Source organism: Bacillus sp. FSL H7-0578, from assembly GCF_038630855.1.
Lineage (GTDB): Bacteria > Bacillota > Bacilli > Bacillales > Bacillaceae > Bacillus > Bacillus safensis.
Genome location: NZ_CP152045.1, coordinates 2,319,861 through 2,336,827, shown reverse-complemented (window position 1 = coordinate 2,336,827; position 16,967 = coordinate 2,319,861). Strand labels below are relative to the sequence as shown.

17 protein-coding genes are annotated in these 16,967 nt (G+C 36.0%); all 17 read left to right on the top strand.

Annotated features, from left to right (window positions below; genetic code table 11):
• The first annotated feature begins 104 nt into the window (after window positions 1-104).
• The 17 genes from MHB41_RS12015 to hxlB all read left to right on the top strand — a co-directional run bounded on the left by MHB41_RS12015 (window position 105) and on the right by hxlB (window position 16,866).
• Window positions 105-7,109: a DNRLRE domain-containing protein gene (locus tag MHB41_RS12015; RefSeq protein WP_098676978.1), complete on the top strand. Its 7,005-nt coding sequence runs from the start codon at window positions 105-107 to the stop codon at window positions 7,107-7,109.
• A gap of 12 nt (window positions 7,110-7,121) precedes the next feature.
• Window positions 7,122-7,970, top strand: coding sequence for a hypothetical protein (locus MHB41_RS12010; RefSeq protein ID WP_098676977.1), 849 nt, complete (start codon window positions 7,122-7,124; stop codon window positions 7,968-7,970).
• Window positions 7,971-8,054: 84 nt separating this feature from the next.
• Window positions 8,055-8,498 carry a hypothetical protein gene (locus MHB41_RS12005; protein ID WP_255290961.1) on the top strand — a complete coding sequence of 148 codons (444 nt, stop codon included), beginning with the start codon at window positions 8,055-8,057 and terminating at the stop codon, window positions 8,496-8,498.
• A gap of 162 nt (window positions 8,499-8,660) precedes the next feature.
• Window positions 8,661-9,320 (top strand): hypothetical protein, encoded by a 660-nt coding sequence (locus MHB41_RS12000; RefSeq protein ID WP_098676976.1) that lies wholly within the window; start codon window positions 8,661-8,663, stop codon window positions 9,318-9,320.
• A 69-nt stretch (window positions 9,321-9,389) separates the two neighbouring features.
• Window positions 9,390-9,746 carry a hypothetical protein gene (locus MHB41_RS11995; protein WP_255290960.1) on the top strand — a complete coding sequence of 119 codons (357 nt, stop codon included), beginning with the start codon at window positions 9,390-9,392 and terminating at the stop codon, window positions 9,744-9,746.
• Window positions 9,739-10,149 carry a hypothetical protein gene (locus MHB41_RS11990; RefSeq protein ID WP_255290959.1) on the top strand — a complete coding sequence of 137 codons (411 nt, stop codon included), beginning with the start codon at window positions 9,739-9,741 and terminating at the stop codon, window positions 10,147-10,149. Before MHB41_RS11995 ends, MHB41_RS11990 begins: the two co-directional genes overlap by 8 nt.
• Window positions 10,150-10,206: 57 nt before the next feature.
• On the top strand, window positions 10,207-10,383 hold the full coding sequence (locus MHB41_RS11985; RefSeq protein WP_255290958.1) for a DNA-binding protein: 177 nt from the start codon (window positions 10,207-10,209) through the stop codon (window positions 10,381-10,383).
• Between the two features lie 356 nt (window positions 10,384-10,739).
• Window positions 10,740-11,198, top strand: coding sequence for a hypothetical protein (locus MHB41_RS11980; protein ID WP_098676975.1), 459 nt, complete (start codon window positions 10,740-10,742; stop codon window positions 11,196-11,198).
• A 35-nt stretch (window positions 11,199-11,233) separates the two neighbouring features.
• Window positions 11,234-11,863 (top strand): hypothetical protein, encoded by a 630-nt coding sequence (locus tag MHB41_RS11975; protein WP_098676974.1) that lies wholly within the window; start codon window positions 11,234-11,236, stop codon window positions 11,861-11,863.
• A gap of 43 nt (window positions 11,864-11,906) precedes the next feature.
• A complete protein-coding gene (locus MHB41_RS11970) occupies window positions 11,907-12,512 on the top strand; it encodes a hypothetical protein (protein ID WP_098676973.1) in 606 nt (201 codons plus the stop codon).
• Window positions 12,513-12,674: 162 nt separating this feature from the next.
• The gene (locus MHB41_RS11965) at window positions 12,675-13,151 is read left to right on the top strand and encodes a hypothetical protein (RefSeq protein WP_098676972.1); all 477 of its coding nucleotides are present in this window, start codon (window positions 12,675-12,677) and stop codon (window positions 13,149-13,151) included.
• Between the two features lie 191 nt (window positions 13,152-13,342).
• Entirely contained in the window at window positions 13,343-13,690 is a 348-nt protein-coding gene (locus tag MHB41_RS11960) for a YxiJ family protein (RefSeq protein WP_098676971.1), read from the top strand.
• Window positions 13,691-13,708: 18 nt separating this feature from the next.
• On the top strand, window positions 13,709-14,083 hold the full coding sequence (locus tag MHB41_RS11955; protein ID WP_098676970.1) for a hypothetical protein: 375 nt from the start codon (window positions 13,709-13,711) through the stop codon (window positions 14,081-14,083).
• 55 nt (window positions 14,084-14,138) lie between these two features.
• Window positions 14,139-15,008: an alpha/beta hydrolase gene (locus tag MHB41_RS11950; RefSeq protein ID WP_098676969.1), complete on the top strand. Its 870-nt coding sequence runs from the start codon at window positions 14,139-14,141 to the stop codon at window positions 15,006-15,008.
• A gap of 76 nt (window positions 15,009-15,084) precedes the next feature.
• Window positions 15,085-15,441, top strand: a complete 357-nt coding sequence (locus MHB41_RS11945; RefSeq protein WP_029708013.1) for a winged helix-turn-helix transcriptional regulator — start codon at window positions 15,085-15,087, stop codon at window positions 15,439-15,441.
• A gap of 238 nt (window positions 15,442-15,679) precedes the next feature.
• Entirely contained in the window at window positions 15,680-16,312 is a 633-nt protein-coding gene (hxlA, locus tag MHB41_RS11940; RefSeq protein WP_061109390.1) for a 3-hexulose-6-phosphate synthase, read from the top strand.
• On the top strand, window positions 16,309-16,866 hold the full coding sequence (hxlB, locus tag MHB41_RS11935; protein ID WP_034280016.1) for a 6-phospho-3-hexuloisomerase: 558 nt from the start codon (window positions 16,309-16,311) through the stop codon (window positions 16,864-16,866). Before hxlA ends, hxlB begins: the two co-directional genes overlap by 4 nt.
• Window positions 16,867-16,967 lie beyond the last annotated feature (101 nt).

Sequence of the window (16,967 nt, the reverse complement as noted above, 5' to 3'; positions counted from 1 at the left end):
AAGAATGATATATTTATAGAAATATATTGAAGTATCATTTCAAATGCATTATTATATATGGCGTAATGTTACAAATGTTACAAATATATGATAAGGAGATTAATATGAATCTAAAAAGAAAAGTAAAATGGAAAAGGAATATCGCGGCACTATTAGCCTTTGTGATGCTTTTATCAATGTTTCCTTCTGATATTTTTGCAGAAGAACATGACGAAAATACAAAATCAAGTCATAATCGCTTAGAAGAATTAGATGATTCAAAAGCCCTAGAAATGGCAGGCATTGACGAAGATGAAATTGGAAAAGACGGAGAAGTTCTTTCAGAAAGAACAGAAAACAGTAAGCTTTTTTATGAAGGAGAGGGTGTATTTACACAAGAGGTATATCCTGACCCTATTCATATAAAAGATGCATCAGACGCTGAGTGGGAGGATATCTCTCCTGAATTAAAGACGATCTCGAAAAAAGAAATAGAGACAGAAAATGCAAGATTAGAATCAACTTTTCAAAAGCAAATGAAACAAGGACTATATGCTACATTTGAACACAAGAAGCATCAAATTGAATTTTCAATTTTAAAAGCTTCAGGGAAAAACAAATCAGAAATCAATTCCAAGGATACCTCAGCACAATTTAAAGAGAACACCAATGAGCTTACATATGAAGAGGTATTTCCAAATATAGATTTACGATCATTTACCTTTAATGAAAACATCAAAGAAGATATTGTACTCAATCGATATGATGGCTACAATTCTTTTACATTTAAAATAAAAACAGATCTAACTGGGGAAATTGAGGAAGACGGTTCTATTACATTTTATGATCAGAAAAAGCGGACCATTTTTCAAGTCCCAAAACCATTTATGACCGATTCCAATTTAGATGAAAAGTCAGGTGAAGTGGCTCGCTCAGAAGATGTGAGTTTTAAACTAGAAAAAGAAGACGATGGTTATTTACTTCGTGTGACAGCAGATGAAAAATGGCTCAAAGATCCTGAACGAGTTTATCCTGTGTCTATCGATCCTTCGACTTCTTTGTCTGTGTCAGCAGACACATTTATCATGAGTGCATACCCAACAACAAATTATTCATCCTCTACGCAAAAATGGGATGCTAAACTTAAAAGTTATGTACTGAAAACAGGTTATTATGATAAAACAACTGGGACTAACTATGCGTTTATGAAGTTTAATTCATTCAAGCCAATTCAAAATATGAATGTAACGAAAGCAACGCTCAAAACGTATGTTGCTCATTCATATTACGGGACGAAAGTTACTGGTCTCTGGCTGGATACAGTCAATGCTAACTATGATCATACAAAGCTAACATGGAACAATAAACCAAGCTCAAAAAACATCGGTAAAGCCAATGTATATAAAGGACAATGGGCGACCTATGATGTGACATCGACCATCAAAGCTTGGAATAGTGGAACAGCTAACTATGGATTTAAATTACATGCAAATGGAAATGGGCAAGACCATTGGAAAAAAATAATCTCATCAACAAACTCAACTAATAAACCAGTCATTGAAGTAACATATACAATTCCACAGGCAAATGCACCGACTGTAAAAGGTTTTAGTAATGGGAATGGTACAGGTTACTTAAATTTAAGTTGGGAAAAGGTGTCTGGCGCAAAAGGCTACAAAGTGTGGCTATACAACGGAAAAGAGTATGAAGCCATTTCAGTTGGAAATGTAGCATCATGGAGTACAAAAGGAAAGAATATATGGCCAACAGCGAGTGAGATAGCAGCAAAAAAATATAAACTCCATTTAGATGGGAAAGGTGGCACTGAATTAGCAGTTGATCCTTCTCCAGTTTACAAAAATTCAGGCGGCAATTATGCGACAAGTAAAAATTATTGGGTAGCTGTAAGTGCGATTTTTGACCAAGGTGAAGGCGCAATGTCAGCAAAAGTAAAACCTGTCGTGCCGAATGTTGCTAGAGCAAAAGCACCTAGTACAAAAGGATTCAATAATAATAACGCAACTGGTTACTTTGATCTTTCTTGGAATTCGGTTTCCGGTGCAACCGGTTATAAAATACAAATGTTTAATGGGAAAAGCTATGAGACATTGGATCTTGGGAATCAAACATCATGGTCAACAAAAGGGAAAAAAGTATGGCCGACAGCTGCTGAGATCAAAGCAGGTAAATATGCATTGCACCTCCAAGATGGAAAAGGTGCGGAGCTTCCAATTCATCCAGGTGCGACTTACAAAAATGCTGGAGGAGATGCGGCTCAAAAACACTATTCCTTCAGAGTGATTGCCTACAATAAAGATGGAGAAGCCATTGCTTCACCGCCAGCTGGACCAACTTTACCTGATTTATCTAGACCGAAAGCTTTATCTGGATATGCTTATACCAATACAAAAGAGAGCCAAACAGGTTATATCAATTTACATTGGGACAAAGTGAAAAATGCAAAAGGGTATAAAATTAACATTTATAATGGTAAGGCATATCAATCATTTGATGTGGGTGATGTCGATCATTGGACAACACAAAACAAGAATATTTGGCCAACTCCTGATGAAATTAAAAGTGGGAAATATGTGCTTCATACAGATAGTAAGGGCGGGGAATTAGCGCTAGACCCATCACCAGTATATGAAAATGCGAATGGAAATTATAAAGGACGTAAGAACTACTCCTTTACCCTTTCCGCCTATGATGCAAATGGAGAAACCATTCCGACACCAGCCTTTAACCCGACATTCCATGAAGGGGCCGAATTCCTTGGAACAGAGGATTACTGGTCGATTATTGATATACCAGACGGTCAGCTTAATGGTGCAACTGGGAATGTCATTGTCAGCGAAGAAGAAATGTCAATTGATGGAAGAGGGCCAGGACTTGGAATTGGTCGCACGTACAACAGTCTAGATGCAGCTGACCATTTGTTTGGTCAAGGGTGGTACGCAGATGTAGAAACTAGTATTACGCCAACAAAAGAAGGTGCCATCTATATTGATGAGGATGCCACAACTCATGTTTTTACAAAAAAAGCAGATGGTACGTACCAACCACCAACAGGTATTTTCCTTGAATTAACGGAATCAAATGATGAATACATGTTAAAAACGAAGGATCAAACCTTTGCGCACTTTAGTAAAAACGGTGGGAAGATCACTAAGGTTGTAGATGGACATAAAAATACAACGACATATAAATATAACGAAAACAATCAGCTCACATCAATGGAAGATGCGTCTGGCCGAAAAATAACAATGGAATATGATGAAGATGGTCATATCATCTCCGTTCAAGGACCAAAAGGGAAAAAGCTTTCATATGAGTATGATGCAGGCTTACTAGTGAAAGTCATTGACCCAGATGGAACGAGCATCTCATATGAATACGATAAAGAAGGCAGATTGATTAAACAATTCTCTCAAAACAGCACAGAAGATCAGCCTGTTTTTACAGAATACCAATATGAAAATCACCGTTTAGTTAAGGCAATCAATGCCAAAAAAGAAACCTTTGAGTATGCATATGATATGTCTAAAAAGACACTCATGATGACGCAGCCAAACGGTCGAAAAATACAGTATACGTATAACGAAGCAGCCAATCCAATTCAAGTTGTAGATGATGCGGAAGGTTTGAAGATTACGACCAAAACCAAATATGAAGGAAATCAAATTGTTGAAGAAGCTGACCCGAATGATGTAGAAAAAGGGAAAGCTACAGAAAGCTATTCTTATGATAAGAATGGTAATGTTATTCAAGCAAAAGATGCTTATGGTACAGAAACCTATGAGTATAACAAAAACAATGATGTCACTAAAGTGAAAGATACAGAAGGAGATATCACAGATATCGCCTATGATGGATTAGATGCTGTATCTGAAACGGATCAAAGTGGAAATATGTCTTCAGCAAGTATTTATGATTCTTACGGGAATTTGATACAAACGAGTAAAGAACTTGCTGCAGGCGCGAGTATTTTGAAAAATGGCAGTTTTGAAGATACGCTAACTGGCTGGAAGCTTACAGCATCTAAGGATGACGGGAAATTAGCGCAAATAGCTGGGAAAAGTGGTGCGTTATCGGGAGGCCGAGTATTAGAGATCAGTTCACAATCGACAACTGAAGGAACAGAACTTGGCTATTCTTCTGCTACTCAAGAAGTGACACTAGATCCAAATACGACGTATACACTGAGTGGGAAAATAAAGACAGATCTAACGAAAGCAAGAGCATTTTTTAACATCGATTTAAGAGATACAAACAACAAGCGAATTCAATGGATCAGCAACGGCTACAGCACATTATCAGGCAAAAACGATTGGACAAAACGCCAAGTCACGTTTACGACGCCATCCCATGCAGGCAAAGCTGTGATCTATATGGAAGTGGATCATCGAGATAAGGCTGGAAAAGGAAAAGCCTGGTTCGATGAAATTCAGCTAGAAAAAGGCGAAGTTTCATCAAGTTATAATCCAGTCAAAAATAATTCTTTTACGGATAAAACAACAAGCTGGAGCGGAACAGGTGGTTCATTAGATAATGAAGAAGGCTTTAACGATGACGTTTCGTTAAAAATGACCAGAACATCTTCATCTCAAGCGAATGCCATCTATAAACAATCTGTCCCGATTGAACAAAGTGCAAATGATCAATCTGTGTATGTCACATTGACTGGGATGTCTAAGGCTGAAAATGTCAAAGCTTCAAATGAAAATGACTACTCACTTCAAGCGTCCGTTACGTATACAGATGGCACAACAGGAACGTTTAATGCGAAATTCCCAACCGGTACACAGGAGTGGAACCGAGCGGCGGTTGTCATACCAAAAACAAAACCATTGAAAAAAGTCGATGTACAGATCGTTTTCCAAAAAAGCGCGACTGGAACGGTTTGGTTTGACGATATCCGTCTAGTAGAAGGTAGTCTTTTAACGAGAACGACTTACGACGGAAAAGGGAACTATGCAGTTAAAGAAGAGGATGAGCTTGGTTACTCATCTCAATCTGCCTACGACGAAACAGGCAATAAGCTTTCTGAAACAGATGCGAAAGACGAAAAAACAACATTCGAATACGACCAGGCCGATCAGCTGAAGAAGATCACTTTATCTAACGGTACATCCATTGTGAGAACCTATGATAAAGAGGGCAATGAACGGTCGAAAACCATTCGTGCTGATTCAGATCAGACGTATCAATTTGAATACGACCTGATGGGCAAATTGACAAAAACCATTGATCCATTAGGAAATGTGTTGAAAAGTGAATATGATGCAAATAGCAACTTAATCAAAACCATTTCTGCAAATGGACATGAAGTGTCTCTCACGTATGATGGAACAGACCGAGTGAAATCCAAGTCATACAATGGGACAGAAAAATATAACTTTAGCTATGATAAAAACGGAAACGAAACAACGGTTGTCAACAAAGAACAAAACACAACCAAAAATCGAACGTTTGACCAACAAAACCGCATCACAAAGTTAACAGAGCGTGGCAGCAGCCAAACTTGGACGTATCCAACCGATTCAGATAAACTGAAATCCTTTGAATGGACACACGGAAATCAAAAAGGGACGAACCAATTCAGTTATAATAAGCTTGATCAAATGACGCAGATGAAGGATTCGAGTTCTACGTATTCGTTTGATTATGATGAAAACGGAAATGTCCAGTCCTTTATTACAGGTAACGGCAGTGGTGCTAGCTTTGCTTATGATGAGCGCAATTTAATCAATGATTTGCATATTGGAACAAACCAAGGCACAACGATCTTAAACGAAGCTTATGAATATGATCAAAATGGAAACAGAATAACGGTTGATCAAGGAAGCAACGGGAAGATTCGTTATGAGTATGGAAAATTAGATCAATTGATCAAAGAAACTCATCCAGATGGCACGGTCATTGAGTACACATATGATGGGTTTGGAAACAGAAAAACCGTCACGACTGACAAAAATGGCACTAAAAAAACAATCAACGCATCATTCAACATCATGAACCAACTGACAAAGGTAAATGATGAGACTTTAACTTATGACAAAAATGGCAACCGAACGTCTGACGGGCAATTCCTTTATGAATGGGATGCAGAAGATAACATAACGGCTATCACAAAAAAAGGGGAAGACAAGCCATTTGTCACTTACAAATATGATGAGCGTGGATATAGAATTCAAAAAACAGTGAATGGAAAAGTCACCAATTACTTTTATGACGGCGACAGCCTGAATGTTTTATACGAAACAGATGGAGACAACGAAGTCACAAAAGCATACACATACGGTGAGAGTGGACAACTCCTTGCATTCACGCAAAATGGAAACAAATATTTCTATCACTACAATGCACACGGTGATGTCATAGCCATCACAAATAGTGCAGGAAAAATCGTTGCTGAGTACGAATACGATACATGGGGCGTTCCAACTAAAGTAAAAGAAGATGAAGAAGTAAAAGGAAACCCATATCGCTATGCAGGTTACCGCTTTGACGAAGAAACAGGATTGTACTATTTAATCGCACGCTACTATGAACCAAGAAACGGCGTATTCCTATCACTTGACCCAGACCCAGGAAGCGATGGAGAAGCACTAGATCAAAACGGATATACCTATGGAAACAACAACCCAGTCATGAATGTGGACCCAGACGGCCATTGGGTATGGTTTGTTGTCAATGCAGGATTTGCGGTATATGATGGATACAAAGCACATAAATCAGGAAAAGATTGGAAAGGTGTGGCAGTTGCAACCGTATCAGGATTTTTGGGTGGTGGAAAGTTAAAGGGAGCGAAAAGAGCTTATAATTTTGCGAAAAGTAGCGGGAAACGAAAAGTAAAAAGTGTTGATTGGGATCATATTAAATCAGGTCATTCTGCAAAATCTAAAAAGAAAAATAAGGGAAAATTTAGAAGTAATAAAACATTAAAAAGAACTACACGGGATACCTTGAGGACTGGAAAGCCTAGAGCTGGGAATAAACCTGGATCAATAGTTTATGAGAAAACTTATAAAAAACATGTTGGTGTCAATGGGAAAGGAAAAAAAACAAAGAGAGTTAGAGTGGTAGTCCAAAAAGATGGTACTCTAAGAACAAGCTTTCCATATTAGGAGTTGAGATTATTGATAAGTAAAATAACTACAGAAAAAGTAATTGATTTTCCAAAAGAAGATTTAATTTATTTTAATGTTGGAAGAGATGAGAAAATATATATGGTATTTCTTATTGATGATCAACTAATACTTCAAGTAGTCAAGGATCATAGTATTATAATGAATAAATCATTAAATGAACTTGATTCTGATAGCTATATTTATTTAATACAAGAAATAAACGATACCATTGTCATTGTGTTTGAACAAGAATATATATGTAAAATAAATTTTTTAGATTTAAAACAAAATAATATGGTAGAAATATGTTCTTTTTTACTAAGTGTTAATACACTTCATCTGGATGAAAACGGATTATTATGGATTGGTATGTCAGAAGAGGGGATATTTGATGAATTAAATCCTAAGGGTAAAGGAATTTACTGTATTAACTTAATTATAGGAGAAATGTTATTTGAGGAAGAATTTAAAGGGATAATGTATGAATGTTCTTCAATACAAACTCTAGGTTCAGAACTATACACTAGCTATGAAGAAGAGCAAACAATTGTTATTTCAACTTTTTCTTACGATTTAAACCCTGAAAATCAGTCATGTCAAAAAAAGAAAATGTACCACCTAGATAGAAAAGATTACAGGTACTGTGACCAACTATATGTTTCTGAGAGTCAAATCTTGTTATTTAATAATATGGAAAATAAACAGTATGCTTTTAAAATAGTTGACGATGAAACGTTTATAATGAAATTATTTTTAGATGGGATTGATCCTTCACAGTGTGATCCTACTTACAAAGTAGTTGGAGAATATCTTTATATTTTGGTAGAAAATAAGCTATATAGAAGTAAATTATTGTAGTAGTAAGAATGTCATGAATTACTTTTAGTATTAGATATAAAACCCTCTCTAGGAATTAGGGAGGGTTTTATACTGGAGGAAAAGTTGAAGAAAGTTAAATTAAACACGATGACCAAAGGATCTATCGCAAATATCGAAAAAGAAATAACAAATACCGCACTGAATCTAGTGAATGAAAAACAAGCAAAATTTAAAGATTTAGTTTTAACGATCAAAGCTGAATTTGGACGATTCGTATATGGGAAAAAATCTAGAGGGAGAGAAATTCAAGTCTCAGATTGTTTTACAGCAGGTTATTATTCATCCATATATTTTTCAGTAAATTATCTAAATGGCGAAGAGTTTCATGATGGTGAAGAAGGGGATCAAGGTTATTTTATAGATCATCTCGATATATGGATTTGTGTATCGAATAATCTCGTGAGCAAAAAAGGATATTTAATAGCATTTGAAAATGAATCAGATTTGCGGAGAATGTTTATACCATTAATTGATGAATTGAAGCAACAGAAATTCTTCAAATCCTAGGGAGCTAGAATTTTTTTCAACCGGTCATATCAATTAAATATAAAGAGAGAAAGGGTGTTTCGATGGGAACGAGATAGAATTTTTGTGTTTAAGAAAGCAAAAAAGGAAAAAGAATGAGCAAATATGGATCAACAGGTCATTTAATAAGGAGGAAAATAAGAGGTGTATTTAAAGTATATACAATTAATGTCAGATGAAGGTAGAGGAATATTAGCTAGCCAATCCCTTTGTATAACTGAAATGTTTTTATGGGAATTAGGGAAAAGAATTCAAACAAAGGATTGTGAGGCTATTGTTTTTATATGTGGATCTTTTAAAGACTACAAATTAATTAGTACCTCAAAAGAAGAACCTAACATGTTATTTTTAAAAAATACGTATGAGCTAGAAGTACCCTTTTGTTACAGTGAATTTGAACATGCAATAAATAAGAAAAAGATCTTAGCTGATACTTTAGAAAAAGCGATGCTCTATCTGTGTGAATTAAAAAGCTGGGACAGTCAGCTAGTCAAAGTGGCATTTCAAAAAATGAAAGAAAAGGAATATAAAGCGGAAATAAAAGGAAAACAAACAAAATTAAGTCCTGATAAAACAAAGAAAGCATATCCTCTGATTGAATTAGATTTAAAGCAGTTTACTCTTTATCTTGTAGTTGAAGACAATAAAAGAAATATCTTAGATAAAAAATTAATTGCTGAAACCGATACCTACTTAGAAGACATTTCGTATCACATGAGAGAGCTTAAATGGTTAACGGATAATGAAGTGGCACTTTTCAAACGTGCAAATAAAACAGTTTACACAAGTATACGGTTATCATAATAAAGCAAAATGAGACTAGCATATTACTTGTCGAAATCTAGAAAACATAAATAAGGAGTGTGCTTTCAAATGGGTTTTTGGGAAGAAGAACATAAGAAAAAGAATATCATGATTGGTGATGATGGATTAGATATTTTTGAAGAAGCGATCGAACAATTTTATGAAATGACTGAGGAACATTTGGAAAGAAAGCCAACGATTGATGAGATGCTTTTGACAATCATGACAGTCCTAAACAATGGAGGCAGTCACTATTTTGATGATTTAAATGAGAAAGAAGTAACGGATATTAAAGTAACAACTAAAAAAGCAAAAACTTTAGGTAAAATAGAACCGGGAGCTATTATTGAACTCCCATTAAAAGAAGTTGGAAAATTGAGCTATGCTTTGATCATTTCAGGTGAGGGAAGAAATCAATATGAATGAAATTTTAATCCAATACTATGATTTGTTTGTTGATGAAAGAATTGAAAAAAGAGAGTTAAAACAATTGATGAAAAAAGAGAATGGGCTATTTGTTGCAAGTACAGGTTTGACAGGCTTTTTAAGTGGTTCATGGAAAGTCATCACAAAAATAAATAAAGATTTTATAAAAGAAGAGGATCTTCAAAATCTGAAATTCGTGACATATAGAGATGAAAATTATTACGTAAGCGAGGGAAAAGAAGGTTCCATTGCACCTGTTATGGACTTAGAGGTTGCTGACCCAAAAACGGCTAAAATGATATTTAACCCGATTGGTATACTTGGTGAATACACTATTTTAAGCATTCTTTCTTTATATTTTAAAGGGATGTCAATGGAGGATATTATCAAATATAAAATATAAGCAGTTTACAGCGTGAAGTAAGTTTTGAGAAAAACTTATATAGGAATGATGTAATTAATGGACGAACCAAAAATGCTAGACTGTTTACATAAAATACGAAAAGTCTTAAAGGGGATGATCACCAGAGAACAAGTTTCTGATTGGGCTGAAAATTACGTTTCTGCAGACGATCCAGAAATAGATGATGATCAAGTTTGGGATATGTTGGTTCTTTTGAGTGGAATTGATTTGTAAGATTCATCTAATTCTTACTTACATTCTGTAGATGATTTGAATGACTGGTTAGAAAAATACAAATAGTTCCTATAGATCACCTTGTTATTTTCTTATGGTTGAGCCTCAATCTAAATAAAAGGAGTGAATTTTATGCCTGAAACAGTAATCGCAATTCCATGATTTTGGTCACATCATTTAAAAGAACTTGAAGAATTGAATGATTATATATTTGTTAAATCGAATCATACATAAACTAACTGGAACTTATTACGACCTTGAAGTAGTTGATCATATTGATCAGTTAAGCGAGACTTTCCTTCCAAAAGAACTTCAATTTAGAAAAACTTAAACAAATAAATAAGCATCAAACATGCTTGTATATCATTGGGATGACTGAATCCTTAGAAGAAATAAACGCTCTTGTACAATTTACTACGGATTTACTAAAGATTGATGGCATTGCAATAAAAGTTGAATCATCAGGTCGTTCTTTTATGAAGAAGTCATGGCTAAGTTTAATTGAAGAGTTCAACACTTATCAATATATGACTTCTATTGTTCAAGAAAGTGATGTTGTGTATGTCACCAGTGGTTTTCAACAATTTGGAGAGCCTGAAATGATGTTTGAAGGGTTTCATGCTGACGAAATAGAGCTGCACTTTTTAAATTGGATAAACAAATCTATTCAAGAAAAAAGAGAAACTTTAGAAGAAAAGGTTATCTATGATGAAGGCCAGCAATTAAAGTTAGATCTTATTGAATATGATTTTTATCCTGAATATGATTTGTTTTACAATCCATATGGAGTCGTCGTATTCAAGAGGAAGAATTAAAAAACTATTAGTTCAACAAGAGTGGAGGTAGTTGTTTGAAACGGCTTGAAGACTTATTTATTCGTTCAGAAAAAGAATTCAAATCCTATCATAATTTAGTGGACAATGTGTTTGACCAAAATAAAACGCTGCCACAACAAGTCTTCTGTAAGAATTTTGATTGTTTTTTGTTTCAAGAGTTTGATTGGGCATTGAGTGATGATATTTTACCAACAATAAAAGAGTTATCAAATGTTACACTAGATAGAGAATTTTTGACTGCAGTCCTTCAACCAGATCCAACCGAATACTATTTGAAGGAATTTGGTTATTATAATTGGCTGAAAACGAGTGTGAACATTTCAAATGAGGACTATGTAAATGCACTATGGACGCACCCAAAAGGTTCCATAGCGGATGATATAATCACGAATTCGAACATAGTGGTCTGGTTATCTCATTCTTTACAGTGGGCGATTTGGGGAGATAGAGATATGGAAATTTGTATCATAGGTATGGTGTCAACAAAAGATTCTGTGAAAAATAGGTTATTAAAAGAAGAGTGGAAGCCACTAAACCACCCTGTTTTAGCAAATTGGCTAGAACTAATATTGAAGGATCAAAAAACATTTAATGACTATTTCACTCAAATGCTATCTCATTATGCGTCATGTTACAAGCAATGATGACTGATGATAGACTCACCCAAAGATATGAAAGGAGCATAAAGTGAAAAATTTGTTTATATCCGATCCAAAAGAATTTGAACATGTTCAATCGTTTATACATACGCTCGTTCACAGTACAAAGACATTCCCTGATCAAGTGTTGAAAACAAAAACACCTTATTACTTATTCGAAGAGTTTCATTGGTTGTTATCAGACGATAGCTGGGAGACACTAAGAGATTTAGCTTTGAGCCACAGAGATAAATATATACTAATGGCAGTATTAGATGAGCAGAAGACGATGGATGATTATTATCATGATTTTGGTTATTATCCTTGGGTGAAAATCCCGTTAAACCTCACACCAAGTGATTACCTTGATCTCTTAACGGATTATCCGATAGAGAGTGTAAATGATAGCATGATGGATATTGCTTCACGTGTGGTATGGTTTTCCCCTTCTGCGAAATGGATCATTTATGGCGAAAGAGGTTATGAAATAGGAGTATTAGCGATTCATCAATTAGAACATATGAATAAACAATTGTTAAAAACGTGGAGAACTTTAGATGAGGTTGTATTAGGTTGGATTTCAGTTGTATTTCCGAATCAAAAACTTCCTGATGATTTTAAAAAAGAACTGATTCGAAATTATAAAACTAAATAATAAATTTTACATATATCTACATGTTCTGTGTATTTCAAGATAAGGTTATTCATTGTAAATATAAACACAAATACTGACTGGAAATTATGGTCAGACTTTGATACTGTAGAATATTTTTAAATTAGTAGTCTAATGTTTTAAATTGATGAGGTGGAGCAAGTAATGAGAATCGTATTAGCAAAAGAAATAGATTTATTCGAAGCAAATGAGTTAATAAAGAAAATCAATTTAAACGTAGAAGACTACAACTGGGTCATAAGCGATGTGACACTCACAATGCTTCATGATCGTAAAAATCAATTCCATTCAGAAGTAATGCCAGATTATACGGATTTTTTATTTCTGAAAGGTGAACATTTCAAAAAATTCTTAAATGACTATTCTTATTCATTTATATTCGCTGTTTTGACCGCATTGCCTCGTCATGTAGATCATTTGAATATCAGTTCAATACCTCAAATTGAAGATAATGAACGATATTGGAACATGAATTATACACCCGTTATTCCTCAAGCTGTGTTTGAAATCGGTTTTTTTGATTCGACAGATGTTATTTTTACAGGAGATCAGAAAATCTTAAGCGTATTTCGAAAAAAAGCGGACTTTATATCATTTGAAGAATATATACAAACTCCGTGACATGATTCGTTAGGAGAATGAATGTGATGTTTAGTAGTTTAGAAAGATGAATCTAATGCAGTTACCATCCTCATGGGATATGGCATTTGAACAATGAAATACTTGAAGAATCTGATGCAAATGCAAATTTTCTATTTAACATAAAAGTCTAAATGAGAATTGAGAAACAATGAGAGAAAGGGGAAAGGTCCATGAAGTTCAGCCAAGATAAACAAGGCTTAATCAATGATTTGAAGCAGCGCTATCAATACTTGTTAGATTCCACTTATCCAGATGATATCGTCTCTTTTGAAGAAGAAACTGGTATGCCCTCAGATGATTTTTATTTATTTTTTTCACTTGTTGCAGGCAGTTTGAGTTATGTGGTTGTTCATAAACGAATACCGAAAAAACAGTTAAACGTGTTACGTCAGTCATTTGGAGAGCAATCCCCTCAAATCAAATCGTTTCAACATATCCTTGAATCGTATCCTTTATTGCATTCCTACGTTCAATACCATGAAGAAACAAGAAAACGAATCATTGCATTTATACAATAACGTCTTGGAGGACAAACAATGACATGGTTTCTTGATGGAAAAATCCAGAAGCAAATCCCTGATTTCGATATCAGTCATCTAAAGCAAATCAATGAATTCCACTACTTTAAAGAGTATAATGAACATTACGACTTGATCAATTGTATTGTTCTGCACATCCCATATGAATCCCCGAATCTACAAGCAGACATTCATCTGAAATTCACCAATGTCTCTTCTGTTCAAATCAAAGATTTGGAGTTAACAAACGATGACTATCTTTTCTTGGACATTCAGCTTTTAGATAGGGGATGGGAAAATTTGAATTACTTTGTCGAAGACTTTGAAGAACAATATTTTTCTTTTTATTGTGAAACGGTTCAAGTCATACAAGTAATATCAAATGAATCGTGATAGTCTGCCAACATATGCCCAAATATACTTCCCCATCCCAACATAGAAAGGTGCAATGACATTGAATCGAATCATGAAATGGCTCTCATTTGCGGCGGTCATCGCTGGTTTATTGGTATGCGCATTCTTTGTGTTCCGTTTCAACCAGCCTAAGCCGACAACCAATATCCATTATGCAGACACACAAAACAAACAGCAAACACTCGATATGTATATGCCAAAGGGCAAAGATGAAGACAAAAAGAAGAAGCATCCTGTGATGATCTATCTCCATGGCGGCGGCTGGACAGGTGGCGATAAGAATAGAGTCGCTTCAAAGGCTGATTATTTTACTGGTCAAGGGTATGTGTTTGTTTCAATGAATTACAGGCTTCACCCTGATGCCAACTATGAGCAGATGGCAGATGATACAGCAAACGCCATTAAATGGGTCAAGGATCATGCGGATGAATATCAAATCGATTCATCAAAAATCAACGTCATGGGTCACTCAGCGGGCGGTCATTTGACGGCGCTGGTTGCTACAGATTCGACTTACTTAAAACGTGTGGGGCTGTCGCCAAAATCGATCAATTCCATTGTTGTTCTAGACGGACCGTTAAACCTCAATCAATTTATACAAGCCATCCCATCGTATAAAAAAGTCTTTGGCAAACAAGAGAAAAATTGGACAAAGGCATCACCTGTCACTTATATGAATCAAGCGAATGTACCTCCTGTCTATTTGGTCACGGGCTGGGAAAATCCTGAGGTGTACCGATTTGCAGAAAAACTGAACCATGATAAAGGCTCTCGGTTTGTTTTTCGGGTTCATACGTTAAGCCATAGTGATCTGAACAAATGGTTTGGATCAGACAGAGCGCCAAAAGAAGCACAAAAAATGACAGAGGCTGTGATGGCTTTTGTCAAAAAACAAAATCAATAACGAAGACCGTATGCTTGGCTATTCATTTTGCCGCAGTATATGATAAAGCGTAAATGGTTTGAAATTAAAGGAGTGTATGTTGTTGTCATCACGAATGGAAAATAAAGTGTTCAATTGCGAAAAAGAGCTGACGCTGAATATTATCGGCGGTAAGTGGAAAATGCTGATTTTATGGCACCTTGGCAGAGAAGGGACAAAACGTTTTGGTGAGTTAAAGTCGTTAATGCCTGGGATTACGCAAAGAATGCTTGTCAATCAGCTAAGAGAATTAGAGGAAGATCACATTGTGCACCGGGAGGTTTATCCTGTCGTCCCGCCAAAGGTTGAGTATTCTCTCACAGAACTAGGAGAAAGCTTAATGCCGATTTTAGAGGCGATGTATGATTGGGGAAAACAATATCTCGACAGCAATTTTTTAAAGGATGATAAATAAAGATGACCGATTGTAGGCAAAGGGCTAAAATAACTTTATTTTAGCTCTTTGTCTTTACGCTGAGATACTGGCCAAAAGACAGTATCTTTTTTGTAACCATATGCGGAAAAGTATAGTATGTAAAAAAAAAGTGCGTACTTGGATTGCGTCCATCCTGTTGTTATACTCATTTCATCGTTCAAGAAGCCCTATCCACGGAGCTCTTGAAGATGAGATGAAAAAACGGGAGTGAACGTTCATGAAATTACAATTAGCATTAGATTTAGTGAATATACCAGAGGCAATTGAGCTGATCAAAGAAGTAGAAGCATCCATTGATGTGGTCGAAATTGGGACACCTGTTGTGATTAACGAAGGGCTTCGTGCTGTAAAAGAAGTCAAGAAGGCTTTTCCGAATTTACGTGTACTCGCTGATCTGAAGATTATGGATGCTGCCGGCTATGAAGTGCAGCAGGCATCCGAAGCAGGAGCAGATATCGTCACCATTCTTGCAGCGGCAGAAGATATGTCCATTCAAGGAGCGGTGAAAGAAGCGAAAGCAAGAGGAAAACAAATTTTAGTTGATATGATTGGCATCAAAGATATCGCAGGCCGGGCAAAAGAGCTGGATGCGCTTGGAGTCGATTATATTTGTGTGCATACAGGCTATGACCTGCAAGCGGTTGGTCAAAACTCATTTGCTGACCTTATGACAATTAAACAAGTCGTCAAGCAGGCAAAAACAGCGATTGCAGGCGGAATTAAGCTTGATACGTTACCTGAAGTCGTGAAATTAAACCCGGATTTAATCATTGTCGGCGGCGGTATCGCAAGCCAGGACAATAAAGCAGAAGTAGCGGCAAAAATGAAGCAGATGATCGCACAATCATGAAGACCAGCGACTATGTGAAGGCCATTTTAAATGAGCTTTCTGAGCATTCGCCAGCCATTCAAGACGAACAAGCAGAGCGCCTGGTCACAAGTATTTTATCTGCACAAAAAGTCTTTGTGGCAGGTGCAGGCAGGTCTGGTTTGATGGGAAAATCGTTTGCGATGAGACTTACGCATATTGGCGTCAAGGCTTATGTCATTGGAGAAACGAATACGCCTTCTTTTACCAAAAAGGATCTCTTGATTGTGGGGAGCGGCTCTGGCCGCACAGAGTCTTTGCTTGTCCTTGCAAAAAAGGCAAAAGCAATTGGCGGAAAAGTGGCAGCGTTCACGCTTTCTGCTGAGTCACCTTTAGCTGATCTATCGGATGAAGTCATCTTATTGTCAGGTGCACCGAAGGATCAACAGGAAGGAAGTCATCATACCATTCAGCCAATGGGTTCACTATTTGAGCAGCTACTTCTTTTGACTTACGATGGGGTCATTTTGCGGTTAATGGAAATGAAAGAGCTCGATACACATACAATGTACGGTCACCATGCAAATTTAGAATAGTCATTTTCAACGCCTTTCCTTTCTTAAAAGGAGAGGCTTTTTCATTTCAATCAAGCCCAGAATCTTGACATAACCGATTTGATGTAACTATAATAGTTACA